Consider the following 26,342-nt stretch of genomic DNA (forward strand, 5'->3'; position numbering starts at 1 on the left):
CATTGCTCTTGCTTCACCTTACTATTCCTGAGAACCTTGTTGAGGCATAGGAAAGGAGGACCACCGATGACATTGAGTGAGGCATTGCGCCTGCTCGAGTTATTCCATGAGCGAGACTATGCCCAGGTCCGGCCACACCTCTACTTCAAGTCGCTGAAGTCCGATCTCTGGGTTTGCCCCAAGGGGATGAGAATCCTGCCTTCCTCCGAAGCGATCGCAATCCTGGATGTGGAAACCGAGCAGTGGGAATCGATCCCTTTCAAGGATGTGAGTTTTGGGCTTTGGTAGGTCGGCCCATCAATGGCGGCTACGGCCGTGCTCATCTCGTTTGTAAGGTAGCGTCCCGTTGAAAGCGACAGGGGAGGCGGCGGAGCAAATCCGGTGGATGGAGCGGGCAACCCGAGGCAGGTCCTGCTGTTAGCGGGTTCGAACGATGTGACGAAGGTGTCCTCTTTGAGAAAGGTTGGCCTGCGTGGATGAGAAGGTGCCGGTGCCGAAACCCCGATATGCGAGCGCCATCTCAGTTGAGCAGGCGTTGCTCAAGCGGCGATCCGTCAGACAATTTTCAGACGCGCCGCTGACGCTTGATGACCTTGGCCAACTGCTCTGGGCAGTGCAGGGTGTCACCGACCAAAGCGGGTTGCGGACCGCGCCATCCGCGGGCGCGCTGTACCCGCTGGAAGTGTATGTCCTTGCAGGGAATGTCCAGGGACTCTCCATTGGGCTTTATCGCTACCGCCCGCATGAACATGCTCTCCTTCGGCTTGCCAAAGGTGACCTGCGTCTGGCGCTCGGCCGTGCGGCCCTCGATCAGACTGCGATCACGCAGGCGCCTGCCATCCTGGTGATGTGCGCAGTCTATGCGCGGGTCACCGGGAAGTATGGCCAGCGAGGTGTCAGGTACGTCCATATGGAGGCGGGCCATGCTGCCCAGAATGTCTATCTCCAAGCGGGGGCTCTGCCTGTGGGCACGGTCGCGATCGGGGCCTTCGACGATGCGCGGGTGGCGGAGACCTTGACGCTCGGCCCACAAGAACAGCCCCTCTATCTCCTGCCGATTGGGAGAAGTTAGAAAAAGCCTCCAGTTCGACCGTATGGGCCTGGATCCGCGATTGACTGTTCGTGTGGAATGCGTCTCGGACCATCGAGGGGAGGCTATGCCGCGCGCATTTTTTGTCGGCGACCGCCGGATCGAGGTGCTAGAGGTGCTTGATTGGTGGTCGGGCCGCGACCACCGGTATTTCAAGGTCCAGGGCGATGACGGAGGCCTGTATATCTTGCGGTACGACGCGCTGAGCGACGAGTGAGAAATGACGTTATTCGAACAGCGATGAAACAGGAACTACCAGAGTCACTGCGACCTCTGGGGGAGCTTCGGTTAGCGCGGACATGAAGGAAGGTTGTCATATGGAAGTGATGGAGGCCATCTATCATCGGCGCTCCGTGCGCGCCTACACTGATCAGAAAGTGGATAGGGCGACCATCGAGACTCTGATCAAGGCCGCCGTTCAAGCCCCCAGTTCGATGAACGAGCAGCCGTGGGCGTTCGGCGTGATTCAGAACACGAAGCTTCTCACGCAATATTCCGAGCGCATCAAGGCCTACGTGCTGAGGCGCCTCAAGCCTGGCTCGCCTCTGGAAAAGTATCGCGAGCTCCTCTCTGACACCAATTACCACGTTTTCCATCAGGCGGGGACCCTCGTCATCATCTGTGCAAGAGCGGATGCGCACAATGGTGCGGAAGATTGTTGCCTCGCCGCGCAAAATCTGATGCTGGCCGCACACGCCATGGGTCTGGGCACATGTCCGATCGGATTGGCGCGACCCCGGTTGAATCAAGCCAGGGTCAAACGAGACATGGGCATTGCGGATCAGTATGCGCCGGTCTTTCCGCTGGTTGTTGGATATCCAAAGGGAGAGACGGCGCCGGTTGAGCGAAAGGCACCAGAGATATTGTTTTGGAGAGAGTCGCTGTGACGGCGTATCTGCTCCGGTCGTGTTGGGGACAAGCAGAAGTATATGAAACGGTTGCGCCTCGCGATAATAGGGTTCGGACGAGTGGGCAAGGCCTGTGCGGAAGTTATCCACGAGAGCCACGATCTGGCCCTCGCCGGAGTTGTTCGACGCCCTGAGAGCATGGGCTGCCCGCTGCCGGAGAGATTTCGAAATATCCCAGTCGTCTCGCAGATCGCGCAGATCCCGGACTTGCACGGGGCGCTTATCTGCGTGCCGACCATGGAGGCTGTGGCGGCCGACCAGGCGTGTCTCCAGCAGGGTGTGCCTGTGGTTGACTGTGCGACGCTTCACGGAGGATCCCTGCACGCTCACAAGGAGGTGGTTCACCGCGTGGCGCTCCATCATGGAGTGCCGGCCGTGGTGGGAGCTGGCTGGGATCCCGGCGCCCTGTCCCTCTTTCGGGCCCTCTTTGCGTTGATGGCCCCGGGCGGTTCCACGGAAACCCGGCACCGCACCGGAATCAGTCTCCACCATACGACGATGGTTCAGAAGGTAGCCGGGGTGAAGGATGCGCTTTGCGCCGAACGGCGTACGGGGGAAGGGAAGCTGCAACGCTATGTTTACGTGGAGCTGGAAAAAGGCGCGAACGAAGATCGGGTGGCGCAAGCGATTCGCGCCGATCCGTTGTTCCTCGGCGAGGAGACGTTCGTCTTTCCCGTGGAAAGCGTGGCGGCGCTTGAACAGGAGGGGCGAGGTGTGGTGCTGGAGCGACGAGGTGCGCCGAGGCAGCTTGGCCATCAGCAGTTTTTGCTGGAAGCCCGCTTCGATGAGTCCGTGTTGACCGCGCAGATCATGGTGGCCGCGGCCCGCGCCCTGCCACGTCTCAAACCCGGTGCATACTCTCTGCTGGATGTGCCGGTTAGCGCGATGTGGGGCAGCGGTTCCGAGAAGGCTGAGCGGGAGTGGCTATGAAGCAGCCCTCGAAAGATAAATAAGGGGTCAGCCCCCTTTTGTTCCTTGATGCCCCATTCGATCCTGTGAGCGCGGCCATAAGCTCCTTCAAGCTTCTGGTGCTTGTCCTGACTGGCAAATGGTCTTTTCCGCATGCGGTCCGAGCGGTTATTCCAGCCTTCAGCCGCGTTTAGGTCTCGTTAGGATTTAGATGAGTGCAAGCCTTCGACAGGGAATCAATGGGTTCATCCAGGCGCAACGCGCCGACCTGCGCTTTGCCCAGCAGATCGCCGAATACCGCTACCTCCCGCCCGTCGCGGCGAAATACGCAGAGATCGCCTTGGATGGGCGACTCAAAGAAGTCCTCGCGAAGGAAGGCATCGCGCAATTGTGGAGCCATCAGGTCGACGCGATCAAGGCAATCCGCAACGGCGACCATGTGGTCGTCATGACCCCGACGGCGAGCGGGAAGAGCCTGATCTACAACATCCCGGTGATCGAATCCTTTCTCGAGGATGAAGCGGCGAAAGCGCTCTACATCTTCCCTCTCAAGGGATTGGAGCAGGACCAGGTCAAGAATCTCAATCGCCTGCTGTCAACCCTTGGGCTCGAACCGGAAAAAGGACCACGAGAACGGACTCCGCTGCAGGCTGCGGAGGTCTACGACGGCGACACGACGGCCTTTCGCAGGAAGAAAATCAGGGACCGGTCCACCCGAGCGATCTTCACTAACCCCGACATGCTTCATCTCGCCATCAATCCCTTCCACGCGCTCTGGGCGGAGTTCTTGAAGCAATTGAAATACGTGGTGGTCGATGAGATCCATGCCTATCGCGGGGTCTTCGGCACCAATGCGGCCCATGTCTTTCGCCGGCTCAGGAGAATCTGCCGATATTACGGCTCGAATCCGCAATTCATCGCCTGCTCGGCGACTATCGCCAATCCCAAAGAGCTGGCAGAAAGGCTGATCGGGGCACCCTTCCGAGCGATCACGGAAAGCGGGGCTCCCCAGGGGGGCAAACATTTCTTTTTCCTCAACCCCCCGGGGAGTCCGTACACCGAAGCGGCGCGGCTCCTCCGACATTGCCTCGAAGCAGGATTGCGCGCCATCGTTTTCACGAAAGCGCGGAAAATCACGGAACTCATCTACAGTTGGGCTGTCGCCAGGGCGGATGACCTTGCCGCGAAAATCAGGCCCTATCGGGCGGGCTTTCTTCCGCGCGAGCGGAGAGAGATCGAACAGAAACTCTTCCGCGGGGAGCTGCGCGGTGTCATCTCCACCAGTGCGCTGGAACTCGGCGTGGACATCGGCGGTCTCGATGTCTGTATCCTGGTTGGTTATCCCGGCTCCATTGCCAGCACCTGGCAGCGTATAGGACGGGTTGGACGGCATGCGCAAGAGTCGCTGATCTTTCTCATAGCCCTTCGGGACGCGCTGGATCAATATTTCATGCGTCATCCCGACGCCTTTTTCGGCAAGAGCCATGAGGCGGTGGTCATCGATCCGAACAATCCGACGGTACTTAAGAAACATCTTCCCTGCGCAGCGGCGGAGATCTCCCTGCGTGCGGATGACCAAATCTACGAGGTTCAAGCTCTACAGCCTTTGATCGACGATCTGGTTGCTGCCGGGGATCTCCATCCAGGGAAAAGAGGCGACATCTGGTTCACGGCCCGGAGGCGTCCTCAGCGCACGGTCGGGATTAGGAGCATCGGAGATCCTTTCAGCATTGTGCTGGAGGGGACGGGAGAAACAATCGGGGATCTTGACACCTCTCGGGTCTTCCGCGAAGCCTTTCCCGGAGCCATCTATCTGCATCAAGGCCAGCAGTACCGGGTGATCAAGCTTGACCTGGAGAGGAGAAGAGCGTACTGCAAGCCTGCGGCCGTCCAATACTACACGCAGGCCCTCACCGAGGAAGAAACGCAGATTCTCGCCGAGCAGGATAGCAGGAGAATTCGGGACTGGCTCATTCATTGGGGCTGCCTCCGGATGACTCGTCGGGTGGTGGGCTACGACAAACGCGGGCTGTTCGATGGGACAAGACTCTCACGGCATGCCCTCGAACTGCCAGCGAGTGTGTTTGAGACCGAAGGCCTGTGGATCGGCATTGATCCGGAGACGAGGGCGGCCATCGCCTCGCGCGGGTATGATCTGGGTGGGAGCTTGCACGCGGTCGAGCACGCGGCCATCTCGTGCCTTCCGCTTTTTGTTCTTTGCGACAAGGGAGATATTGGAGGCTACAGTTATCCCCTCTATCCTCCCCTGGCGAGTCCGGCCATCTTCATCTACGACGGCTACGAAGGAGGTCTCGGGTTTACCCGAAGGGCTTTGGAAGTTCTGGAGGATTGGCTACGGGCGACGGCACGGCTGATCGGACGCTGTCCCTGCGAGGAGGGCTGTCCCGCCTGCGTCCAGGATCCGCAATGCGGTTCCGGCAACAAACCCCTAGACAAGGATGGCGCGATTTTCTTGCTTGATCGCTGGCTCGGTGAGCAAATTTCATCGGGACCGATCACAAGAGAAAGGAGGGGGAGCTAACGGCTGAGAACCGATAACGTTCTCGTAGAGACCAAGTGCCCCGTGTACTCTGAAAGAGAGGAAAGTCGAGATGTTTCACGGTCCTGTGCTGATCATCGACGATGAGCCTGTTGTGCTCAAGACATTGGCTGCGGTCCTTCGGCTGAAGCGGCGCCTCGAAGTGGAGGAATTGGCCTCGGCGGTCGCGGCGTTGGAACGGATCCGCGCGACCGACTATGCCGTTCTCATCTGTGACGCGAATCAGACTCGGCTGCCGGGGCCGTCGTTCGTCAGGGCTGTGCGCAGGTTTCGTCCTGAAACGCCGGTCCTGCTCATGATGGATTGTGGGGATGCGGGCACCACACATCACGTGATTGAGGCCGGGGCCTATGATGTCCTGCTCAAACCGGTCGAGGAAAAGATGTTTCTGTTGGCGGTCGATCGAGCGCTCGAAGCTTCTCGGTTGAGGCGCCAGGTCCGAAATCAGGACAGTGAGCTGTTGGCAATACTGGAAGAGGCGATGAGGGATCTGGAAGTTCTCTATCACGCCTACGGTCTGCGAGGTCACCTTGAGGCGATTATCGCGAGAGCGAAGGCGGCAGCGCGCTTCCAAAGCATCGTTCAACGGAACGGTCTCGTGGCCGCTCGTGCTGAAAAAACAGGGCAGCAAGGGATCGCGCCGCAAGACCGCACCACGGGTTCCCCTCCCGAACCGTAACGGCTTGCGGCAATCGGAGCGTGACCCGATGTGATGCCGTCGTCGGCTCGAAGGGCTCTCCTTTCCTTCAAGATTTATCCGGGTCGACAAGGCGGTGTTCACGGATCAGCGGCACGAAGCGCACAAGGGTCAGGTGCTTCGTTCATAGCTGCTTGCGGTGCGGCGATAGCGCACCAATTCTTGGAGAAAGCCGTTTAGCGGCATGATCAGGCAACCGCCCACGGCGAGTTGATCGAAAAGCGGTGGGAGAACGTGATCCGCCGCCGCGGTGACGATGATCGCCTCAAAGGGGGCCTCTTCTGGCCAGCCATGATGGCCGTCGCCAACCCGGACCTGCACATTCTTATAGCCGAGTTCCGTCAGCGTCTGAGCCGCCTGCTTTGCCAGCGGTTTGAGGATTTCGATCGTGAAGACCTTCGCCGCCAGCTCGGCCAGCACAGCGGTTTGATATCCAGAACCGGTTCGGATCTCCAGCACCTTCTCGGTCCCACGCAATTCGAGCGCCTCTGTCATCCGGGCCACCAGGGAAGGCTGGGAGATCGTCTGGCCATAACCGATCGGGAGGGGCCCGTCCGCATAGGCCAACTCGGATAAGGGTCGGGAACAAAGCGATGACACGGAACGCGGCACATCGCGGCAATCACGTTCGGGTCCGTAATGCCGCTGGGGATGATCTGATCGTCAATCATCTTGTCGCGTTCCGCTTGGCGCGAGGGATCCACCGCTGACGGCTTGGAATCCGAGACCTGTCCGCTGCTGAGAACAACGAACAGCAAAAGGGGGAGGGAGGAGATGACGCCGGAACGTCCGGCCAATCGGAGAGCCACGGAGGCCTCAATCTGAGCCACTGGTCGAACCGGTTACACGCCAAGCTGGAGCCTCGCCGCCTCGGACATCATGTCTGAGCACCAGGGTGATCCCAGATGAGGTCGACGGTCACATTGGTGACACTGGGCACTGCCCTGACCTTGATCGAGATCACGCGGTATGTCTCCACTCCCCATCCTGGGCAGCAGGGGATTCCAGTTCGGTGAACCGCGCGATCGTCGCTTGAGTGCGTGATCAGAATCATCGTCCGATCCAGCCGTCGCAAGGCGTTCACGCCGCGAGCAACAATCTTCAGCGCATCGATGCTAAGCCGGGGTCGGTTTCGTCCAGGATCGCCAGCTTCGGCTCCAGTATCGTCATCTGTAGGATCTCATGACGCTTCTTTTGGCCCACGGAGAGTCCTGCCTTGACGGGTCGCTCCAGGAAGGCTGGGTCTATCTCCAGCAGCCGCACCTTCTCCTTGGCGAGAACGAGAAAGTCGATCGCGTCCAGTTCTTCGAGACCTCGGTGCTTCCTCGCAGCCGGACCTTGAGGAAATTCTGCGTTTCCACCGCAAATTCCATCGGCGGTTCCAGAAACACCTCGTGGCAGAAACTGTTCACGATCAACGACACCGCGTCTTCGGCCGAGAGTCCGCGTCGCCGGCAATAGAAGATCTGGTCTTCGCCGACCTTCGTGGTCGAGGCGTCATGTTCTACTTGAAAAGAGGCGTTCTGCTCGTCAATGGAAGGGAACGTATGAGCGCCGCACCGGTTGCCCAGCAACAAGGAATGGCATTGGGTAGAGTTCCGGCACCCGGAAGCTTTCTTGAGGATTTTGACCAGGCCGCGATACGTGTTCTGGGCATGCCCGGCGGAGATGCCTTTCGAGACAATCGTGCTCTTCGTATTCTTGCCAATGTGGATCATTTGGTTTCCGTATTGCCCTGCTGGCAGTGCGTGGTGAGCGCGACTGAATAGAACCCGCCGATCGAGTCGTCGCTTCGGAGAACGACGCTGGGATATTTCCATGTGATGGCCGAGCCGACTTCGACTTGGGTCCAGGAAATTTTGGAAGTAATGCCCAAGCAGATCCCCCTTTGGTCACGAATTGTAAATGCCGCCCCGGCCTTCCCTGTCCCCCGGACGCTAGTTCGGGACCGTTGCATACTTGATCTACGCGCGATCATGCGTGATCAACTCCACGACCTCGGTGCGCTGTTGCTGTTCCGCCCGCATTGGCGCGGTGCGCCCCTTCTTCTTGGCCGAGATCAGCCGTATGGCGTCTTCGTTCAACCCCGGCGTGACGGTCTCGACCTCGATGTCCGCGACGAAGCCGTACTTGTATTCCTGTTCGGTGAGGTCCCGCATTCTCTCCGCAGAAGCCATCGCTTTTCTCCAGAGCACGCATCAAGCAGAGAAACAGCAAACGCGCCGCCATGATCGAGCAAGCAGAGGTGGAGCGAGGGCGGCGAGAATGGTTGATCCTGTGGACTTCTTGGGGCTTTGCCGCCCCTTCGCGTGAACCAATCGTTCCGCTGTAGCATTTCACTACAGGACGAGAAGAGGAATTGTAGCAAGATACCTCGCAGGAGCTCTCACCGCAGGGTTCTTCTTCCATCCAACATACCGGTTTTCGAAGAAAACTCTTGACCGATCAGACAAGCCACTTGGCATCTCCTTTGCTCAATAAGGAGTAAGGTACAAGGTACAAGTCCCTCATTGTCTTGGACGAAATCCCCATGCAGCTCTCTCCTCCCGACAACAGTTTTCAAGCAGCGTTGTATTACGAAAGCCTTCCCGATGGCCGTGTGCGCTGTACCCTTTGTCCGCATGAGTGCAAGATCGCTCCCGGCCATCGAGGCGCCTGCGGCGTCCGGCTCAATCGCCGGGGAAAATTGTTCACCTTGGTGGGAGCTCGGATTGTCTCCGCCGAGCTTGATCCGATCGAAAAGAAACCGCTCTTTCATTTTCTTCCAGGAAGCCGGGCCTATTCGATTTCCACGGTCGGCTGTAATTTTCGTTGTCGCTTTTGTCAGAACTGGGAGATCTCGCAATGGTCGAAAACAGGCGGCGGCATTGACCGTGAAGAGGAGGAAAGTCATGGCCCCGAGCCAGATGAGCTCGAGCGGCAAAGGGTCGTGGGACATCCTCCCGGCGTGTTTTGTCCGCGCCAGGATGCTCCAGCAAATGATTGGGTGCCCGGTCGGCCTGTCACCCCCTCTGATCTGGTCAAGGAGGCCCAGCGATGCGGTGCCGCAAGCCTCGCCTATACCTATACAGAACCGACGATATTCTATGAACTGGCCTTGGCAACGGCGCGCGCCGCATCGGCGGCGGGGTTGGGGAATGTGTTCGTCACCAATGGGTTCATCGCACTAGAGCCCTTGCGCGAGGTCGCAGCCTATCTGAACGCCGCAAACATTGACCTGAAGTCCTTCCGCGACAGCTTTTACAGGAAGATTTGCGGAGGTCGGCTGCAGCCGGTTCTCGCGGCCATCCAGGAATACAAGAAGCTGGGAGTCTGGATCGAGTTGACGACTCTCTTGATTCCTGGCCTCAATGATGGCGCGGGCGAGTTGCGCGAGATGGCGGCCTTCATCCGAACGGCGCTCGGAGAGGACGTCCCCTGGCATCTCAGCCGCTTTTATCCGGCCTCTAAAATGGATGACCGGTCGCTGACTCCGGTGAGTACCCTGCGGCGGGCGAGGGATATTGGCCGGGAGGCGGGCCTTCGCTATGTCTATCTGGGAAATGTGCCGGAAGAGGAGGGGGCTGCGGATACCGCGTGTCCTTGGTGCGGGGCAGTGGTGATCCGGCGGCAGAGATTTGCGGTGGTTGAAAATGCGCTTCAAGCCGGGCGCTGTCCGCGTTGCACTCAAGTGCTGGCGGGACGGTGGGCGAGCGCGAGTTGACACGAGATGTCCAGAACATCCGCAACCGGTGAGCGCCTCGTATGGGAGGCCTATCCGTCCTGGGCCCAGTTCGTATGGTTGTACTTCTTCAGTGCGATGGCGGCGATTCGCGGGGCGTTCTTTCTTCGCTTTGGCGTGAGCGGATGGGAAATGTGGATGGCCGGAGCCGTCGTCCTGCTTGGCTGCGCTGCTGCAGCACGGAGGTGGGCTCGTTACTCCATCAGTTCCCGGCGTATCGTCGTGACCAACGGCTATACAAAAAAAGAGATCGAAGCCCTCGCGCTGGACGAAATCGGGGAGATCACGGTCAAGCAAGGGCCGATCGCGCGGTTCTTCGGAATCGGTACCCTGGTCATCCGAGCCGTCGGCAGGGACCGCGTCATGGCGTTGCGGGGGATCAGTGATCCCGAGGTCATCAAGAGCCGCCTCGACGCACTCAAGCCGAAGATGAACGCTGCGGCCACCGAGCGCGTCGCATTGCCCTGAACTCTGTTGCGCTGGGGAATCTCGCTCTGATGGCCTCGAAAACACGGCAGAGGCCGTTTCCGCCTCACGAGGTTGTCGCCGTGCTCATGGAGCGAGTGCCTGGACGGTTTTCGGACAAACTCGGCCTCGCGCTGGAATCCCATCGGCCGAAAGCCCTCTTTCTCTGGTTCCTTGCTTCCATTCTTTACGGCGCAAGGATCTCCGGGCGTATCGCCGCTCGCACGTACGCGGAGTTTGTCCGCCGGGGTCTCCTCACGCCCCAACAGATTCTCAAGACAGGGTGGGAGGGATTGGTCGAGGCCCTCGATGCTGGCGGGTACGCCCGGTACGATTTCAAAACCGCCACCAAGCTGCTTGAGGTCGTGCGAACCCTGGTTGATCAATACCATGGCGATCTCAACGAGCTGCATCGCGCAGCGCAGGACGCCCGTGATCTGGAAAACCGACTCAAAGCGCTGGGCAAGGGGGTGGGCGAGGTGACCGTACAAGTATTCTTGCGCGAATTGCGGGGGATCTGGTCTAAGGCGGACTCGCCGCTCTCTTCCCTCGCGATGCTGGCCGCTTTGGACCTTGGGTTGTTGGATAAGGAGGTCGGTGAGGCTGGGCGGTCAGAAGTTGAGAGAATGAAGGCCCTGTGGCAGCGGGCCGGCGTCCGTGGGAAAACGTTCAGCGACTTTGAGTCGGCGCTGGTTCGGCTCGGCCGGGATTACTGTCGGCGGCACCGGTGGCAGAGTTGTCCCATGCGCGAATTCTGTGGAGGGAGACGAGCGAGCGCTCTGCCGGCAAAGGGATAATCACCAAGGGATCGGGTTTGGCGTCGTGATTGAGCAGTATGTCGGTCGTGTGACGATCGACGGCAAGACCTACGACTCAGACCTCTTGATCTATCCGGATCGGATAGACGACCGCTGGTGGAGACAGGAAGGCCACCACCTGCGACTGGAAGACATCAAGCAGGTGGTGAAGGCGCACCCAGACACGCTGGTCGTGGGAACCGGTTATTTCGGCAGAATGAAGATTGATCCGGAGGTTTCCGACGCCTTGAAGCGCGAAGGGATTGCGCTGGTCGCATGCCGGACCAAGGATGCATGCGCTGAATTTAATCGATTAATCTCGTCTCACAAGGCGAATGTGGTGGCCGCGCTTCACCTGACGTGTTGACGATGAGCAGGCGCGAGGGGCTCCCGTGGCATTCTCTGGTGCATGGGGACCTGATGCGAGGGGGGCTAGCCGGTCGCGTCGCGCGATGGCTCAGGCCGCTAAATCGGTTCGCATCCGGGATCGATGAAGCTCACAAGCGGGCAGAAACACGCGAGCTACTGCTCGCTCTTGGAGACCGGGGAACTCGCCGATCGGGTGGCCCAAGCCCGCGAGCGATTGAGACGTTGCCATGTCTGCCCCCGGCACTGCGCCATCGATCGGCTCGAAGGGGACCTCGGCTTCTGCCTGGTAGGCGCCAAGCCCTTCGTGTCCAGCTACGGCCCTCATCATGGAGAAGAGGCTCCGCTTCGCGGCTGGAACGGATCGGGCACGATCTTTTTCGCGAGCTGTAACCTTCGGTGCGTCTATTGCCAAAATTACGAGATCAGTCAGTGGCGGCAGGGGCGGGAAGTCTCGGCTCAAGAGCTGGCCGGGATGATGTTGAGCCTTGAGCAGCAGGGCTGCTACAACATCAATCTCGTCACCCCTTCGCATCAAGTCCCGCAAATCTTGGAAGGGCTGCTCCTGGCTGCGCGGAAAGGTCTTCGGATTCCCTTGGTGTACAACACCAGTTCGTACGATGAACTGGAAACCCTTCGCTTGCTGGACGGGATCGTCGATATCTACTTGCCGGATTTCAAGTATGCCGATGCGGAGATTGCGCTAAAGTATTCCAAGGTCCCGGGGTATCCGGAAATCGCCAAGACCGCGATCAAGGAGATGCACCGACAGACTGGCGACCTCGTGATCGACGAGCGGGGGCTCGCTGTTCGCGGCGTGCTCGTTCGTCACCTCGTGCTGCCGGGCGGGCTTGCCGGGACCGTGGAGGTCATGCGCTTTCTCGCGGATGAACTTTCCAAGGACACCTACGTCAACATCATGGATCAGTATCGGCCCTGCTGGAAGGCGTTCAAGTATCCGCCGCTGGACCGGCGGATCACACGGGAAGAATTTGAAGAAGCGGTTGAGGCGGCCAAGGCCTGCGGGCTGCATCGTTTGCATCAGGAGCGTCCGGGAACGGCCATCGCCTGGATCGCGGAGGTATGAGATTGGAAGGCTGGATCATCCCCCCACCCACGGAGCCCAAGAAAAGCCGCAGGGAGTTCGAGAAGGAACGGAAGGGAAAAGTCCAATGACTGATTGCGGAAGGAATTCTTCGCTTGGAACTCCGGAATTTGACGTTTCTTGAAAACATTTGCGCAGGATCATCAGACAGTCCTCTGCGAAGTGCTCTACATTCCGTTGCGCGGCTGGTACGGGATGAACACGGTTACACGCTGCGTGAAATTGCTCACACGAACGGAGCAGTGAGGCTATGCTCGATCCCCTGATCTTGCCGTCGGATCGACCACCCCTTGCTGACCAGGAGGTGGAAATCGTCGAGCGCAAGGGACTGGGACATCCCGATACGATCTGCGATGCCGTGATGGAACGGATTGCAGTCGAATTGGCGCAGGCCTATCTCAAGACCTGTGGCCATGTGCTTCATTTCAATGCCGACAAGGGCATGTTGATCGCAGGCCAGGTGGAGTGTCGTCCAGGCGGGGGGCGTGTCATCACACCCATGAGGCTCGTCATCGGCGACCGGGCCACTTTTCAATGGCGGCGCAGGCGGGTGCCAGTAGAGGATATTGCGGAACAGACCGCGTATAAATGGTTCAAGCAGCACCTGCCTCACATGGATCCGCTGAAGCATCTCACCTGCCAGGTCGAGCTTAAACCGGCTCCGGCCGAACTGCAGTCCGTTACAGAGCGTCGCGGTGGACCAGTTGCCAACGATACCTCGGCGGCAGTGGGTTACGCTCCGCTGACTCCCACCGAGCGTTTGGTGTTCCAGGTGGAACAGTTCCTGAACAGCCCGTCTTTTAAGCAAGAGTTCCCGGACACCGGAGAAGACGTGAAGGTGTTCGCGCTGAGAAAGGGGCGGGATGTGAGCTTAACCGTTGCGATGCCGTTTCTTGCTCCCGCCATTCGAACAGAATCGCAGTATTTTTCGCGCAAGAAGTACGTGCTTCAGGCCATCACTCAGTTCGTATTGAAAAACGCCAGCTCGGGCTTCCGCACCCGCATAGACCTCAACGTGTTGGATCGTCGGGGAGCAGGACCTGCGGGCATGTATCTTTCTCTGCTCGGCACATCGGCCGAAGCTGGCGACTCCGGCGAAGTCGGGCGAGGCAATCGGGTCTGCGGTGTGATTTCGCTGCGGCGACCGGCTAGTGCGGAAGCGGCCGCTGGGAAAAACCCGCTGGCTCATGTGGGGAAGATCTACAATGTGTTGGCGCAAGTTTTGGCGGAGGACATTTATCACAAGGCGAAGGGATTGCGAGAAGTGACGGTCTGGCTGACAAGCCAGATTGGGCGGCCGATCTCGGCTCCGCAATCCGTCGTGGTCGAAGTTGCCGCGCCTCAAGACGTGTTGAAAGCCGTAGAGCCGCTGATTTGCCAACGAGTGCAGTTGGCGTTCAAAAGAATCACAACCTTTTGCTACGCGCTGGCACGAGGAGTGTATGCGGTCTGCTAGCCTACAATCGTTCTGGAGCGCTCAGCGCTGATCGCTGTTTGCTGCCGGCTGCTGCTATGGCTCAAGACGGGAGGAATGCAATGGGGTTCTCAATCAACGTGCAGAAGGTCCAAGAGATTCTCCTGGCCGACCAGCAATGGCATCCGGCCATGCCCGGCTCCTTTGAGATCGTGAACTATGAGTTTGAGGTTGGGAACCGCCGCGTGCTCGGCGGCGGAGGCGCGACGGGCATTTCGGAGATTGGGGTGACGTGGAGAGATCCGGTGAGCGGGGACCATTATGCCTGCCCCTTGTCTTCAGTGTTGGCGGTCAAATTTTCACCATGAGACAGGGGTGACTGCCTGCGCGAGAACGGCAATCGCTGTGTTCGTGCGGCACTCTTTCCCATTCCGTCTAACCCGCCTTCGCATTCTTCATGATGGTTCATCGCAGTCAGCCCGTCGCCTGGGTCCGTTGCTGGTGGCAGAGCAATGGGCGTCCTGAGCAACGGGTGCCAGGGCGTCCCTACTCCGAAGGATCATCAGAGGCTGGAGACAGAATACTTGTGGGGGCTCGTTGCCTGGCGGGATGGGTTAAGGTCAAGACAGGTGAACGACGAACTCAACTGAGCTGAGGACTCTCTTGCGACGATGGAGCACGTGTAGGGACGTATGATCGCCCTTCCTGAAAGCTGGCTTCATGCCATTGATGCGGTCGTGCAGGATCCTGGCATTGTCGTGGTCCTCGGGGCGTCGAACAGTGGCAAGACTACGTGGGTCAAGGCAGCGGCTGAAGAGTGCGCTCAGAGAGGTCGCATCCCGCTCGCCATCGTCGACGCCGATATCGGACAATCCACCATCGGGCCTCCCGCCACTGTTGCGCTTGCCGTGCTAAAAGAGAAGCCGGAGCCCGCTAGGGACTTGGCGTTGCTTCCGACGGACGCGTTATTCTTCATTGGTGCCGTGTCGCCGCGCGGCCATCTGCTCCAGCATCTCGTCGCGACTAAAGTTCTGGTAGACCGTGCCGTGCGGCATGGCTCCGCCGTCGTGCTGGTTGATACGACAGGCCTGATCGAGCAAGGAGCTGGCTTTCAGCTGAAGCTGCGGAAAATCGACCTGCTGACCCCTCGGCACCTGATCGCCCTGCAACGAAACGAAGAACTTGAACCCCTGTTAACGGTCCTCGGACATCGGCCAGGGCTGACCATTCACCGCCTCGAGATTTCCCCGTCTTCCCGAGTGCGCACGGCGGCTGAACGGGCGCGCTACCGGGCCGTTCGGTTCGCAGCGTATTTTGCCAACGCCAAGGTACTGCCACTGGAGGCGAACAGGCTTGTCATTCTCTCCTCACCCATCGGCCACCCGCTATCGAGGAAAGACAGGCCGTCTTCACTTCTGCCACCGGGCATGCTGCGGGGAGAAGGGTTTACCCGGATTCTCGTCGGACTCAATAATGCGGCCAATGAGACGCTGGGAATCGGTGTTCTCCACAGCGTGAGCGAAGACATGAAGGAAATCCGTGTTCTGACGCCGCTGGAGGAGACGAGCGCAGTACAGATCTTGCAAGTGGGAAGTATCCGTTTCAATCGATTGGAAGAAGCATAAGCGCGTTCTTCCTAGCTCCTTGATTGTCCCTCTCTGCCCCAGGGCATCCGACGCGATTGTGGAAAACTCCCCCAGCAGGCGACAAGCGGTCAACGCGCCGCTCGGCGGTTGGGCGTCTAACCCGGTGATACTTCATGCGCTGCTCTGACCTCCCGCCGATCCTTCCCGGCATCCGTATTGCTCCCCCTCGACTCGGTAAAGAAGCTAGTCCGGGGAAGCTTCGGGTGGAAGTCTGCCGGTGGTCCCGAGGATGCCAATAGGTTTTTCGGTGGGGCTCGATCAAGCCGGTTGGAATGCTGCGGCGCATGAGTGTGCCGATGCATTTGCGGCGCCAGTTGCTGCGTCTTTCTTGCTCGCCATGGCATCGTTTGTTAGTTGCGCTGGGGTTACGGTCATTCCGCCGGAGTTAAAGGATCAGGTGGACCGCACGGTAACGTTTGACCGGCTCAGAGAGACGCCGTTGTCATATAAGGAGCGACTGATCGTGCTGGGCGGCGTGGTCCTGTCGGCCAAGCGTTTGAAAGAAGGGACCCGTATCGAAGTGCTTCAGCTACCACTCGATAAGGGTCTTGAGCCGGGCGGACACCTAACCGATTCACGTGGACGATTCATTGCTTTGCACAAGGAGTTCATCGATCCCGCCGCACTTCCTCCGTTGACGCGCATCACGGTGGTGGGTGAAGTCGTCGGCGCCATTACGCTGCCACTTGATGAGGTCGACTATGTCTATCCCGTGCTCGTCAGCAAAGCGATGACGATCTGGCTGACGAAGCCGCCGGCCTTTTGGTTCCGTCCTTATCCGTACTTCGGAGCTTACTGGGGACCACATTGGGGACCGTACTGGGGACCTTACTGGGCTCTCTACCCGGTGCCGTGACGGCGAAAGAGACAAATGAATGAAAATGGAAAGGGTATATCCCTTTCGGGATCGACATGATGCCGGCCGCCGGCTCGCACAACGGCTTAATCCATACAAGGAGGCGAAAGACGCCCTTGTCCTCGCGTTGCCTCGCGGCGGCGTCGTGGTGGGGTACGAGATCAGTCTGGCTCTGCGCCTGCCACTTGATGTGCTGGTGGTCCGCAAGCTGGGCGCGCCGTGGAATCCCGAACTGGCGATGGGAGCGCTGGCGGAAACTGGCAATCGTCATCTGAACCGCGATGTGATCCAGAGCTATAACGTATCGCGGGAAGAGTTGGAAGCGGAGGTACAGCGCCAGCAGCAGGAGATCGACCGGCGGATCGACAAGTATCGACAAGGTCGGCCGCTCCCACCGTTAAACGGACGGACCGTGATCCTGGTGGATGACGGAATTGCGACAGGCGCCACGTTCTATGCGGCGCTGGCGGCGCTGCTGCCGATGGAGCCGGCGAGACGTGTTGCGGCGGTGCCCGTTGCGCCCTCGCGGGTGTTGGGGGACCTCAAGCAGATGGTGGACGAGGTGTTGATCCTCCAGACGCCCGAATGGTTTTTGGGGATCAGCCAATTCTATGAGGCATTTCCTCAGGTAGAGGACGAAGAGGTGATCGCCTGTCTGGAAAAGGCGCGCGCCTCCTTGTCCAGCGCGCTGCAGTGACTCATCCGGCATCACGAGGAGGAATCAGAGCATGTCATCAATTACATCAGGTGTTGGAATAATCCGCTGGTTTGAAGAGATCGGCATCGAAGACATCCCCTTGGTCGGGGGTAAGAACGCGTCGCTCGGAGAGATGTATCGGGAGTTGGCTCCGAAGGGAATTCGGGTGCCCAATGGATTTGCCGTCACCGTTGAAGCCTTTCGAGAGTTTTTGCGTGCTGCACAGCTCGATGTCCAACTACGGGACATCTTCCGGGACTTAGACACCCATGACCTGGAGAACCTGCGGCGCCGAGGCGGGCAAGCGCGACAGGCTATTCTCGAGGCGAGCTTCCCTTCTGAACTCAAATCCGCCATTACGAAGGCTTACGATCAGCTGTGCGCAACCAGTCACGATCAAGTGGATGTCGCGGTCCGTAGCAGCGCGACGGCCGAGGATCTTCCCGACGCCAGCTTTGCGGGTCAACAGGAAACGTACCTGAACGTCCAAGGGCATCACGCTCTTCTGGACGCCTGCAAGCGATGTTATGCGTCGCTCTTCACCGACCGGGCTATTTCCTATCGCGCGGATAAGGGGTTCGATCACTTCAAGATCGGTCTCTCCATCGGAGTCCAGCGCATGGTGCGTTCCGATTTGGCCTCCTCCGGGGTCATGTTCTCGATTGACACTGAAACCGGGTTCCGCGACGCTGTGCTGATCAATGCGTCCTATGGGCTGGGGGAGAACATCGTCCAGGGGGTTGTCATTCCCGATGAGTACTATGTCTTCAAGCCGACGCTAAAGTTGGGGTATCGCCCTATTCTGCAGAAAATCCTCGGCAGCAAGGAATTCAAACTGGTCTACGACATCGGCGGAGGCAAGATGGTGAAGAATGTCCCGGTGCCTCCCGATGACAGAGCCCGTTTTGCCATCAGCGACGACGACATTCTCACATTAGCCCGGTGGGCTTGTGTCATCGAAGACCACTACGGCGCCAAGCGAGGCCGTCCGCAACCTATGGACATGGAGTGGGCCAAGGACGGGCGCACCGGCGAGCTCTTCATTCTCCAGGCGCGCCCTGAAACCGTTCAATCGCGGAAAGATCATGACACGATAGAGGTCTACCGCCTGAAGCAACGCGGTCGAGTGCTGGTGACGGGACGGAGTGTCGGGGAAAAGATCGCGTCCGGCCAGGTCCGCATGATCAAGAGCGCGCAATATCTGCAGCAGTTGAAAGACGGGGAGGTCCTGGTAACCGACAAAACCGATCCGGATTGGGAGCCGATCATGAAGAAGGCCGCCGCTATTGTGACTAACCGAGGCGGGCGCACCTGTCATGCCGCGATTGTCAGTCGAGAATTGGGTCTGCCAGCCGTGGTAGGGACCGAGAAGGGCACCGAGGTGCTCCGGGACGGACAAATCGTCACCGTATCGGTCGCCGAAGGGGATGTCGGAGTTGTCTACGAAGGTCAACTGGCCTACGAGGTGGATCGGATTTCCCTAAAGGGTCTTGAACGGCCGAGGACGAAGGTCATGATGAACGTTGGAAATCCAGAGGAAGCCTTCAGCCTGTCTTTTATCCCGAACGACGGCGTAGGCCTTGCAAGACAGGAGTTCATCATCAGCACCTCCATCAAAATTCATCCGCTGGCATTGCTCAATTATCAACGACTGGATGATGCGGCGTTGAAGGCGGAGATCGATCGGATAGCCGTCGGTTATTCCGATAAGCCGAAATTTTTTGTCGACAAGCTCGCCGAAGGCGTGGCGATGATCGCGGCCGCCTTCTATCCTAAAGACGTCATCGTGCGGCTCAGTGATTTTAAATCGAACGAGTACGCGGACTTGATCGGGGGAAGGCGATATGAGCCCGCGGAGGAGAACCCCATGCTCGGGTTCCGCGGCGCGTCCCGTTACTACAGCCCGCGCTATAAAGCGGGCTTTGCGCTGGAGTGCCAGGCGATGAAAAAGGTGCGGGAAGAGATGGGATTGACCAACGTGAAACTCATGATTCCGTTCTGCCGGACGGTGGAGGAGGGGCGTCTCGTCCTTGAGGAAATGGAGCAACATGGGCTCAAGCGCGGGGAGCAAGGCCTCGAGATCTACGTCATGTGCGAACTCCCCAGCAACGTCGTGCTCGCCGGCGCGTTCGCCGAGGTGTTCGACGGCTTTTCGATCGGCTCCAACGATCTGACTCAGCTTGTGCTGGGCGTGGATCGTGATTCGGAAATCGTGGCGCATCTGTTTGATGAACGGAACCCGGCCGTGAAAGCGATGATTGCATCGGTGATCAGAGTGGCGAAGGCGAAGGGGAAAAAGATCGGGATCTGTGGGCAAGCGCCCAGCGACTATCCCGACTTCGCGGAGTTTTTGGTGGAACAAGGCATAGACAGCATTTCGCTGAATCCTGACGCGGTGATCAAAATCACGGCCGCGATCCTGGAATTAGAGCGGCGGTGCGGAGCTGAGCGAGATCGGATCGGAAGTCGGGTCATGGAGAAGTCCGTCACCGCAAGGTAAGGTATCTTCCAGAAAGCGGATTTCACTCAAGCGTGCGCCGTGCGGGAGGCGGTTTGGCTGAGCCGTCAGAGAGAGGACGTGACTCTGTGCTAAGGCGGACCAGCGCATGAAGGTTCTTTGCGCAATAGATGGATCCAGACATTCAGAATGGACGCTTGAACTGTTACCCCGTCTCTGTTGCGCCTCGGAGTCTTCACTTCTCTTGGTTCACGCCGTTGATGTCCGATGGTTTCGATTATCCAAAGGTCGCGGCAAGCAAGCCCTAAGTGCGTCAAGACGGGCCCTCGAATTAGCGGAGTGGGGAGGCCGGAAGTTGCTGGACACCACCGCTCGTAAGGTCATGGCGGATTGGGGAAGGGTGGAAGGCAAACTCCTGCGCGGCCGTCCAGCCGAAGTGATCGCGCGACTTGCCGCCCGTCGGCAGATCGATCTGATCGGTGTAGGATCGCGTGGGGTGACGGAGTTTCATCCCATGTTGCTCGGGACCGTATCGCGCGAGCTGCTAATGAAGGCACCCTGTCCTGTCCTGTCCTGGTGATCAAGAAACCGGTCCGTGCATTGACCCGAATTATCGTCGGTACGGACGGCTCAAATGAATCCAAGGACAGCGTAGAGTTCCTTCGACAGTTACCGCTGTTGAAACCCATGCACGTGACGGTCCTAGCGGCTGTGCCGCCGCTTCCGTTTCTGGGCGAAAAACCAACGCGCACCGCGTCTTCCATAACGGAAAAGCTCCGCGCCGCGTTAGAAGCGGATGGGCGAAAGCTGGTCAGCCGCGTTGCCAGAGACCTTCGACGAGCCGGACTGGATGCGAACGGCGTCGTGACACGCGGCCTTCCGGCGTTGGAGATTATGAAGTTGGCGGAAACCGATCGGGCGGACTTGATTGTGGTCGGGGCCCACGGCCGCCGAAGCGCAAGGGAGTATCTTATGGGGAGCGTGTCGGATTCGGTGGTGAAGTACGCGCCCTGCTCTGTGCTTGTCTATCGCCGACCGCACGAGTTCTGGAGGGGGGGGTAGCTTATCGTGACTTGTGGATGGCGGGTCCGGCCTGGCTCTGGCGATAGATCCCGGCGTTTTTCGTCCAGGGAATCAGCGAGGTTGTTCCTCCAGGAAGGGACTCCATACTGCCGATCACTAAAGCTCCCCCCGGCACCAGCTTCTGTTCGATCTTGGCAAGGGTCTCCTGCTGTTGGGTGTCATCGAAGTAGGTAAACACCACGTATCGGCACAGGATCAGGTCGAACCATCCATCTGGCGCTGCTATTCGAATGTCCTGGAGCTCGAAGGAAACAAGTTCCCGGTACTCTGGCTTTACGATAAATCCTTCCGGCGTAGGGACGAACGCGCGCGCACGCCAATCATCCGGCAATTCCTTCAAGCTACTGGCGGCGTAGCAAGCTTGCTTGGCCCGTTCGATGGCGTGAGGATCCACGTCGGTGGCCAGGATTTGAAGCCCAAGGGCTGGAAACCGAGGTTCAAGAGCCGTCTTCCAAAGAATGGCGAGCGTATACGGCTCCTCTCCAGAGGCGCAACCGATACTCCAGCAGCGCAGTTCATGCCTGCCATCAGCCAGGGCGTCCTGTGCGAGTTGCGGCAGGACCTCTCGCTCCAGAGTCTGGAAGACTCTCTTGTCGCGGTAAAAGCGCGAGAGCGGAATCCAGCACAGCGAATCCAGAACGGACCACTCCGGCGGATGATCGTCCAAATAAGCGCGATAGGCAGCCGCACGGGGCAGATTGAGCTCCTTCAGGCGGCGATCGATCCGCTTGCAGACTTGTCTTCGAACCTTTCGGTATCCCGGCCAGCGGAGGTGGAGCCTAGGCAGAGCCCATTGGAGGAACTCCACGCAGTCGGAATCGTTCATGGAGTCATGCCATCAAGGATTGCCGGCTAAGCACGGAAAACCAGTTGGTCATGTTGCTGGCGCGTGCCTTAGATAAAGCAAGGACACGATCTTTGCAAGGACTAAGACCGGGATAATGCGTGGACGATGACGCGAAGAGTCACGGGTGAAGGGGAACGGTGTGAGGAACCGTTCCCCTCTTTTCTTTGTTGCTCTGAGCAGGCGGGAACGATGATGGGGTAGGCGTGGCTGAAAAAGAGGTCGTGAGTGCTGAGTGTAGAAAATAGGCTGGCAGGGAATTATGCTAGGACTGTTCGGGACTGAATTCTTTAGCAACGCTTTGTCCGTTATCGCCAGAAAGGGGTTGCTGGTCACGAGCAGCGAGGGAACGGGAGCGACTGCGGATAGCCAATAGCAGAGAGCCGGAAATGACAGAGAGGGCGGCCAGTGGTTCGGAGAGACTTGCTGTCGGCTATCGGTTGCGAGTTGATGGAGCTACCTGCCATCCGTTGATTTCACCACGAGCGGCTATGACGCATGTCGGCAAGCGAGTGATGGGATGAAAGCCATTCTCGTTGACAAGCCAGGTGGGCCTGAGGTCCTCACGTTCGCGGAGGTTCCCGATCCAGAGCCGGGGCCGGGACAGATTCTGATCCGTGTCCGGGCGGCTGGGATCAATCGTGCCGATCTGCTGCAACGACGCGGGCGCTATCCGTCGCCGCCTGGCGAGTCCGAGATCCTCGGGTTGGAGGTGGCCGGGGAGGTCGAAGCCCTCGGACCTGGTGTCGCGGGGGTGGCACCGCGCGACCGCGTGTTCGCGCTTGTGGCGGGCGGTGGGTATGCTGACAAGGCGGTCGTGGATCATCGGCTGGCGCTGCCGATTCCAGCTCGCTGGAGCTTCGTGCAGGCGGCAGCGGTGCCGGAGGCGTTCTTCACGGCCCAGGAGGTACTGTTCGCGGCGGGTCGGCTTCAGGCCGGTGAGGCCGTGCTGATCCATGCGGCGGCGAGCGGTGTCGGGACGGCTGCGGTGCAGATGGCCAGACAGGTCAGGACGAGGGTGCTCGTTACAGCCGGCACGGAACGGAAGATCAAGGCTGTGCTCGAGCTGGGCGCGGAGGCGGGATGTCTTTATAAGGAAAAAGACTTTGCGAGTTGGGTTGAGGAAGTCACCCGCAAACGGGGGGTGGACCTGATCGCTGATCCGGTAGGCGCGGCCTATTGGGAGCGCAACTTCCGCTGCCTCCGGGAAGGCGGACGGCTAGTCGTTTATGGGCTGCTCGGTGGTGGGACGGTCTCCGCCGATCTCTGGACGCTGATGAGCCGCCGTGTGACGGTTACCGGCTTGGTCATGCGGAGTCGCGCGCCGGAAGAGAAAGCTGAGATTGTCCGGCGGTTCCGGATGCGTTGGCTGCCGTTGCTGGAGGCGGGTGTGATCCGGCCCGTCATTGATTCCGTCTTCCCCTGGGAGGCCGTCGCGGACGCCCATCGCCGGATGGAAGCGAATGAGAATGTGGGCAAGATCGTCCTAGAAGTCCCGTAGCCCATGCCTATCCATAACGCGGACATCGCCTCAGTCTTCGATGAGATCGCGGATCGGCTGGAGATCCAGGGCGCGAACGTGTTTCGCGTCCGAGCCTACCGCAACGCCGCCCGGACGCTCCGCGACCTGAGCCGGGAAGTGAGCGAAATGGTGGCGGCGAACGAGGATCTGACGGGCCTGCCAGGCATCGGCAAGGATTTGGCCGGTAAGATCCGGGAGGTGGTCGAGCACGGGCCTGAGGCCGTTCTGGAGGAGTACCAGAAAGGCATCCCGAAGGGCGTGATCGAGTTGATGCATGTGCCGGGACTCGGTCCCAAGCGGGCAATGGCGTTGCATCGCGAGCTCGGCATCGACTCGCTGGAGGCATTGCGGGAAGCGGCCCGCGACGGGCGTATCCGGAGTCTACCCGGATTCGGCGAGAAAACCGAGCAACACCTTCTCAAGGCGTTGGAGGAGAAAGTCGGCGCGGAAACGCGATTCAAGCTGGCCATCGCCGTGCAGTACGCCGAGCCGCTGGTCGCGTATTTGAAACAAGTCCCCGGGGTCAAACAGGTCATTCCCGCCGGCTCCTACCGCCGTGGACGGGAGACGATCGGCGATCTGGACATCCTGGTGACTGCTGTTTCGGGCAGTCCGGTGATGGACCGGTTCGTGGCTTACGATGAAGTCGCCGAGGTGATCGCGCATGGGACGACGAAATCCAGCGTGCGACTGAAGTGCAAGCTGCAAGTGGATGTCCGGGTTGTGGCCGAGGAAAGCTATGGGGCCGCACTCCAGTACTTCACCGGGAGCAAGGCGCACAATGTCGCGCTGCGCCAATTGGGCGTGCAGCGGGGGCTTAAGATCAACGAGTACGGTGTCTTCAAGGGCGAGCGGCGTATCGCCGGCGAGACCGAAGAGTCGGTGTACGCCGCCGTGGGATTGCCGTGGATCCCGCCTGAGCTGCGCGAGAATCGCGGCGAGATCGAGGCCGCGCAGGCGAAGCGCCTCCCGAAGCTGGTGACCGTGGACGATGTGCGGGGCGATTTACATGTCCACACGAAAGCTACTGATGGCCGTAATACCTTGAGGGAGATGGCGCTCGCGGCCAAGAAGCGGGGGCTCGAGTACATCGCGATCACCGATCACTCCAAGCATCTCGGCGTCGCCAAGGGTCTCGATGTCCCGCGGCTGCTGGCACACATGGAGCAGATTGACAAGCTGAACGAAGAGCTGGCCGGGATCACGTTGCTCAAGGGGATTGAGGTGGACATCCTCCAAGACGGCGACCTGGACCTGCCGGACGACGTCCTCGGCAAGCTCGACCTCGTCGTCGGCGCAGTCCACGATCATTTCGAACTCTCGCGTGAGCAGCAAACCGCACGGATCCTCCGGGCCATGGATCGTCCGTACTTCACGCTCCTCGCGCACCCGAGCGGCCGGCTTATCGATGAGCGTGCGCCTTACGAGGTGGACATGGAGCGCGTGATCCGGCACGCCAAGGAGCGCGGCTGTTTTCTGGAGGTGAACTGCCACCCCGAGCGGCTGGATCTCATCGACACGCACTGTCAGATGGCGAAAGAGGTGGGCGTGCTGCTGAGCATCAACACGGACGCCCACAGCGTGCTCGACTTCGACAATCTCCGCTTTGGTGTCGGCCAGGCCCGCCGCGGCTGGCTGGAGAAGAAGGACGTGCTGAACACGCGGTCGCTACACGAGCTGAAACCGCTGCTCAAACGAACGATGGCGTGAAGCACGAGGTGAACTATGACACGGCTTACACCCCAAACAGTCGCGACGGAGACGCCGAAGGAACGAAGGCTCCGTGTTCGGAAGATCGTGCGCATTTTGGACCGCACCTATCCCGACAGCAAACTGGCGCTGAACTTCACGACGCCGCTGGAGTTGCTGATCGCATTGATCCTTGCGGCGCAATGCACCGATGAGCGGGTCAATCAGGTGACGGCCACGCTGTTTCCCAAATACCGGCGCGCCGAGGAGTGGGCCCGGATTCCGCGCGCGACGCTTGAGGCGGAGATCCGAAGCACCGGGTTCTATCGGAACAAAGCCAAAGCCATCCAGGAGTGTTGCGCCGCGCTCGTGGAGCGGTTCCAGGGCGCGGTGCCGGATCGGTTGGAGGATCTGGTCAGCCTGCCGGGGGTCGGAAGAAAAACCGCGAATATTGTGCTGGGCAACGCGTTCGGTCGGCCGGCGATCGGCGTGGACACGCACGTCGGGCGGCTGGCGCAGCGGCTCGGCTTGACCAAAGAGACCAATCCCGACAAGATCGAAGGTGATCTGAATCCCATCGTGCCCGACCCGCTCAAGGTTCGGTTTTGCCACTTGCTCCAAGCTCACGGGCGGGCCGTGTGCCTGGCCCGCAAGCCGGACTGCGCCGCCTGTCCTCTCAACCGGCTCTGTCCGTTTCCTGTCCAATCCTCGAAGATCCGGTCGGCCAGGCGGAAGTAGGCGCCTTCCGCACCGGCGATGGGTTGCGATGCCTGGAGGCGATGTGGATGCCGACTCGGCTACGGCGCGGAAAAAGGCGCGCGAATCATCCCGCGGCTCACAACTTTAGTAGCTCGCAAGCGCATGCGGTATGCCATAGCCGGCCCCGGGACGATCCCCAGCCCGGCGCTGTCGGATCGCCGCCTGTGTGAATCTCGCGCGAGTATTCGACCGGTCTATCCTTGCCCGACTTCCTTCTTTCCCTTCAGGGCGTGAAGAACCTCCGCGGCGAGTGTCCCCGCGAGCTGGTCTCTGTTCCCCTCGGTCACCATCACCAGACGGCAGTCATTCCGTTGCTTGATCCGTTCGATAAATTCATTTCCTTTGAGGGCGATGGTCGCGATCACGATCTTCGACGAATCAAGGAGCGCGAGCACTTCTTCTTTGAAGCGTGTTGAGAAGCATTCCATTTTCCCGATCTCGTCGATGATGATCACCGGCGATGACACATGGCGCAAGTCCAGTTGCTCCAAGAGCCGCTCGAACCCGGCGACATCCACCCCATAGCGTGACACTCGACAAGGACCACGGAGGTCGATGTGGGAAAGGACCTGCTGCCGGCCATCGAGGGTGATGAGCCGGAATCCTTTCCGGACTCCCTGTGCGCGAATCTCCTCCGTGTAGAAACCGGCTGGCTGAACGTCCCGCAACTGGCGCACAATGGTTCGAATCAGCGTGGTCTTTCCCACGCCTGGCCGACCGGTGATCAGGAGATGCTTCATGTGGCCTCTTGCCTTC

The 26,342-nt window shown here is 59.6% G+C and carries 26 protein-coding genes and 2 pseudogenes; 23 read left to right on the top strand and 5 right to left on the bottom strand.

The window, feature by feature from the left end:
- Window positions 1-66 precede the first annotated feature (66 nt).
- The 7 genes from ACWHTU_RS07830 to ACWHTU_RS07860 all read left to right on the top strand — a co-directional run bounded on the left by ACWHTU_RS07830 (window position 67) and on the right by ACWHTU_RS07860 (window position 6,146).
- The gene (locus ACWHTU_RS07830; protein ID WP_447862955.1) at window positions 67-288 is read left to right on the top strand and encodes a hypothetical protein; all 222 of its coding nucleotides are present in this window, start codon (window positions 67-69) and stop codon (window positions 286-288) included.
- Window positions 289-490: 202 nt separating this feature from the next.
- Window positions 491-1,072, top strand: coding sequence for a SagB/ThcOx family dehydrogenase (locus ACWHTU_RS07835; RefSeq protein ID WP_447862957.1), 582 nt, complete (start codon window positions 491-493; stop codon window positions 1,070-1,072).
- An 85-nt stretch (window positions 1,073-1,157) separates the two neighbouring features.
- Window positions 1,158-1,307, top strand: coding sequence for a hypothetical protein (locus tag ACWHTU_RS07840; RefSeq protein ID WP_447862958.1), 150 nt, complete (start codon window positions 1,158-1,160; stop codon window positions 1,305-1,307).
- Window positions 1,308-1,407: 100 nt separating this feature from the next.
- Window positions 1,408-1,977, top strand: coding sequence for a nitroreductase family protein (locus ACWHTU_RS07845; RefSeq protein WP_447862959.1), 570 nt, complete (start codon window positions 1,408-1,410; stop codon window positions 1,975-1,977).
- Between the two features lie 42 nt (window positions 1,978-2,019).
- Window positions 2,020-2,928 carry a diaminopimelate dehydrogenase gene (locus ACWHTU_RS07850; RefSeq protein WP_447862961.1) on the top strand — a complete coding sequence of 303 codons (909 nt, stop codon included), beginning with the start codon at window positions 2,020-2,022 and terminating at the stop codon, window positions 2,926-2,928.
- Window positions 2,929-3,118: 190 nt separating this feature from the next.
- Complete coding sequence (locus ACWHTU_RS07855) at window positions 3,119-5,449, top strand: DEAD/DEAH box helicase (RefSeq protein WP_447862962.1); 2,331 nt, start codon at window positions 3,119-3,121, stop codon at window positions 5,447-5,449.
- Window positions 5,450-5,519: 70 nt separating this feature from the next.
- Window positions 5,520-6,146: a response regulator gene (locus tag ACWHTU_RS07860; protein ID WP_447862963.1), complete on the top strand. Its 627-nt coding sequence runs from the start codon at window positions 5,520-5,522 to the stop codon at window positions 6,144-6,146.
- A 129-nt stretch (window positions 6,147-6,275) separates the two neighbouring features.
- Here the strand turns inward: ACWHTU_RS07860 and pcm are convergent, their stop codons facing one another.
- The 3 genes and pseudogenes from pcm to ACWHTU_RS07875 all read right to left on the bottom strand — a co-directional run.
- Entirely contained in the window at window positions 6,276-6,776 is a 501-nt protein-coding gene (pcm, locus tag ACWHTU_RS07865) for a protein-L-isoaspartate O-methyltransferase (RefSeq protein ID WP_447862965.1), read from the bottom strand.
- A gap of 424 nt (window positions 6,777-7,200) precedes the next feature.
- Window positions 7,201-7,496 (bottom strand): annotated as a pseudogene (gene sufC, locus ACWHTU_RS07870) (Fe-S cluster assembly ATPase SufC); the annotation flags it as partial.
- Window positions 7,484-8,209 (bottom strand): annotated as a pseudogene (locus ACWHTU_RS07875) (SufD family Fe-S cluster assembly protein); the annotation flags it as partial. The pseudogenes ACWHTU_RS07875 and sufC, both read right to left, overlap by 13 nt.
- A gap of 485 nt (window positions 8,210-8,694) precedes the next feature.
- Here ACWHTU_RS07875 and amrS point away from each other — a divergent pair.
- The 13 genes from amrS to ACWHTU_RS07940 all read left to right on the top strand — a co-directional run bounded on the left by amrS (window position 8,695) and on the right by ACWHTU_RS07940 (window position 20,751).
- The gene (gene amrS, locus ACWHTU_RS07880) at window positions 8,695-9,867 is read left to right on the top strand and encodes an AmmeMemoRadiSam system radical SAM enzyme (protein ID WP_447862966.1); all 1,173 of its coding nucleotides are present in this window, start codon (window positions 8,695-8,697) and stop codon (window positions 9,865-9,867) included.
- A gap of 6 nt (window positions 9,868-9,873) precedes the next feature.
- On the top strand, window positions 9,874-10,353 hold the full coding sequence (locus ACWHTU_RS07885) for a PH domain-containing protein (RefSeq protein WP_447862968.1): 480 nt from the start codon (window positions 9,874-9,876) through the stop codon (window positions 10,351-10,353).
- 29 nt (window positions 10,354-10,382) lie between these two features.
- Window positions 10,383-11,147 (top strand): hypothetical protein, encoded by a 765-nt coding sequence (locus ACWHTU_RS07890; RefSeq protein ID WP_447862970.1) that lies wholly within the window; start codon window positions 10,383-10,385, stop codon window positions 11,145-11,147.
- Window positions 11,148-11,172: 25 nt separating this feature from the next.
- On the top strand, window positions 11,173-11,514 hold the full coding sequence (locus ACWHTU_RS07895) for an Mth938-like domain-containing protein (RefSeq protein WP_447862972.1): 342 nt from the start codon (window positions 11,173-11,175) through the stop codon (window positions 11,512-11,514).
- A gap of 123 nt (window positions 11,515-11,637) precedes the next feature.
- Window positions 11,638-12,600 carry a radical SAM protein gene (locus tag ACWHTU_RS07900; RefSeq protein ID WP_447862973.1) on the top strand — a complete coding sequence of 321 codons (963 nt, stop codon included), beginning with the start codon at window positions 11,638-11,640 and terminating at the stop codon, window positions 12,598-12,600.
- A 268-nt stretch (window positions 12,601-12,868) separates the two neighbouring features.
- The gene (locus ACWHTU_RS07905; protein ID WP_447862975.1) at window positions 12,869-14,074 is read left to right on the top strand and encodes a methionine adenosyltransferase; all 1,206 of its coding nucleotides are present in this window, start codon (window positions 12,869-12,871) and stop codon (window positions 14,072-14,074) included.
- A gap of 80 nt (window positions 14,075-14,154) precedes the next feature.
- A complete protein-coding gene (locus tag ACWHTU_RS07910; RefSeq protein ID WP_447862976.1) occupies window positions 14,155-14,400 on the top strand; it encodes a hypothetical protein in 246 nt (81 codons plus the stop codon).
- Between the two features lie 324 nt (window positions 14,401-14,724).
- Entirely contained in the window at window positions 14,725-15,657 is a 933-nt protein-coding gene (locus ACWHTU_RS07915) for a Clp1/GlmU family protein (RefSeq protein ID WP_447862977.1), read from the top strand.
- A gap of 358 nt (window positions 15,658-16,015) precedes the next feature.
- Entirely contained in the window at window positions 16,016-16,534 is a 519-nt protein-coding gene (locus ACWHTU_RS07920) for a Slp family lipoprotein (RefSeq protein WP_447862978.1), read from the top strand.
- 19 nt (window positions 16,535-16,553) lie between these two features.
- The gene (locus ACWHTU_RS07925) at window positions 16,554-17,231 is read left to right on the top strand and encodes a phosphoribosyltransferase (RefSeq protein ID WP_447862979.1); all 678 of its coding nucleotides are present in this window, start codon (window positions 16,554-16,556) and stop codon (window positions 17,229-17,231) included.
- A 31-nt stretch (window positions 17,232-17,262) separates the two neighbouring features.
- Window positions 17,263-19,731, top strand: coding sequence for a phosphoenolpyruvate synthase (gene ppsA, locus ACWHTU_RS07930; protein ID WP_447862981.1), 2,469 nt, complete (start codon window positions 17,263-17,265; stop codon window positions 19,729-19,731).
- Between the two features lie 106 nt (window positions 19,732-19,837).
- On the top strand, window positions 19,838-20,269 hold the full coding sequence (locus ACWHTU_RS07935; protein ID WP_447862982.1) for a universal stress protein: 432 nt from the start codon (window positions 19,838-19,840) through the stop codon (window positions 20,267-20,269).
- Window positions 20,266-20,751 carry a universal stress protein gene (locus tag ACWHTU_RS07940; RefSeq protein ID WP_447862984.1) on the top strand — a complete coding sequence of 162 codons (486 nt, stop codon included), beginning with the start codon at window positions 20,266-20,268 and terminating at the stop codon, window positions 20,749-20,751. Before ACWHTU_RS07935 ends, ACWHTU_RS07940 begins: the two co-directional genes overlap by 4 nt.
- 1 nt (window position 20,752) lies before the next feature.
- On the opposite strand, the gene ACWHTU_RS07945 is transcribed toward ACWHTU_RS07940, so the two are convergent.
- Entirely contained in the window at window positions 20,753-21,598 is an 846-nt protein-coding gene (locus ACWHTU_RS07945; protein WP_447862986.1) for a CheR family methyltransferase, read from the bottom strand.
- Window positions 21,599-22,136: 538 nt separating this feature from the next.
- Between ACWHTU_RS07945 and ACWHTU_RS07950 the strand changes: the two genes are divergently transcribed.
- The 3 genes from ACWHTU_RS07950 to nth are packed head-to-tail and all read left to right on the top strand — an operon-like array spanning window position 22,137 to window position 25,565.
- A complete protein-coding gene (locus tag ACWHTU_RS07950) occupies window positions 22,137-23,117 on the top strand; it encodes an NAD(P)H-quinone oxidoreductase (RefSeq protein WP_447862988.1) in 981 nt (326 codons plus the stop codon).
- A gap of 3 nt (window positions 23,118-23,120) precedes the next feature.
- Entirely contained in the window at window positions 23,121-24,848 is a 1,728-nt protein-coding gene (polX, locus tag ACWHTU_RS07955; protein ID WP_447862989.1) for a DNA polymerase/3'-5' exonuclease PolX, read from the top strand.
- 15 nt (window positions 24,849-24,863) lie between these two features.
- Window positions 24,864-25,565: an endonuclease III gene (gene nth, locus ACWHTU_RS07960; RefSeq protein ID WP_447862991.1), complete on the top strand. Its 702-nt coding sequence runs from the start codon at window positions 24,864-24,866 to the stop codon at window positions 25,563-25,565.
- Between the two features lie 215 nt (window positions 25,566-25,780).
- On the opposite strand, the gene ACWHTU_RS07965 is transcribed toward nth, so the two are convergent.
- The gene (locus ACWHTU_RS07965) at window positions 25,781-26,326 is read right to left on the bottom strand and encodes an NTPase (protein ID WP_447862992.1); all 546 of its coding nucleotides are present in this window, start codon (window positions 26,324-26,326) and stop codon (window positions 25,781-25,783) included.
- Window positions 26,327-26,342: the final 16 nt, after the last annotated feature.

It is taken from the genome of Nitrospira calida, assembly GCF_976986435.1.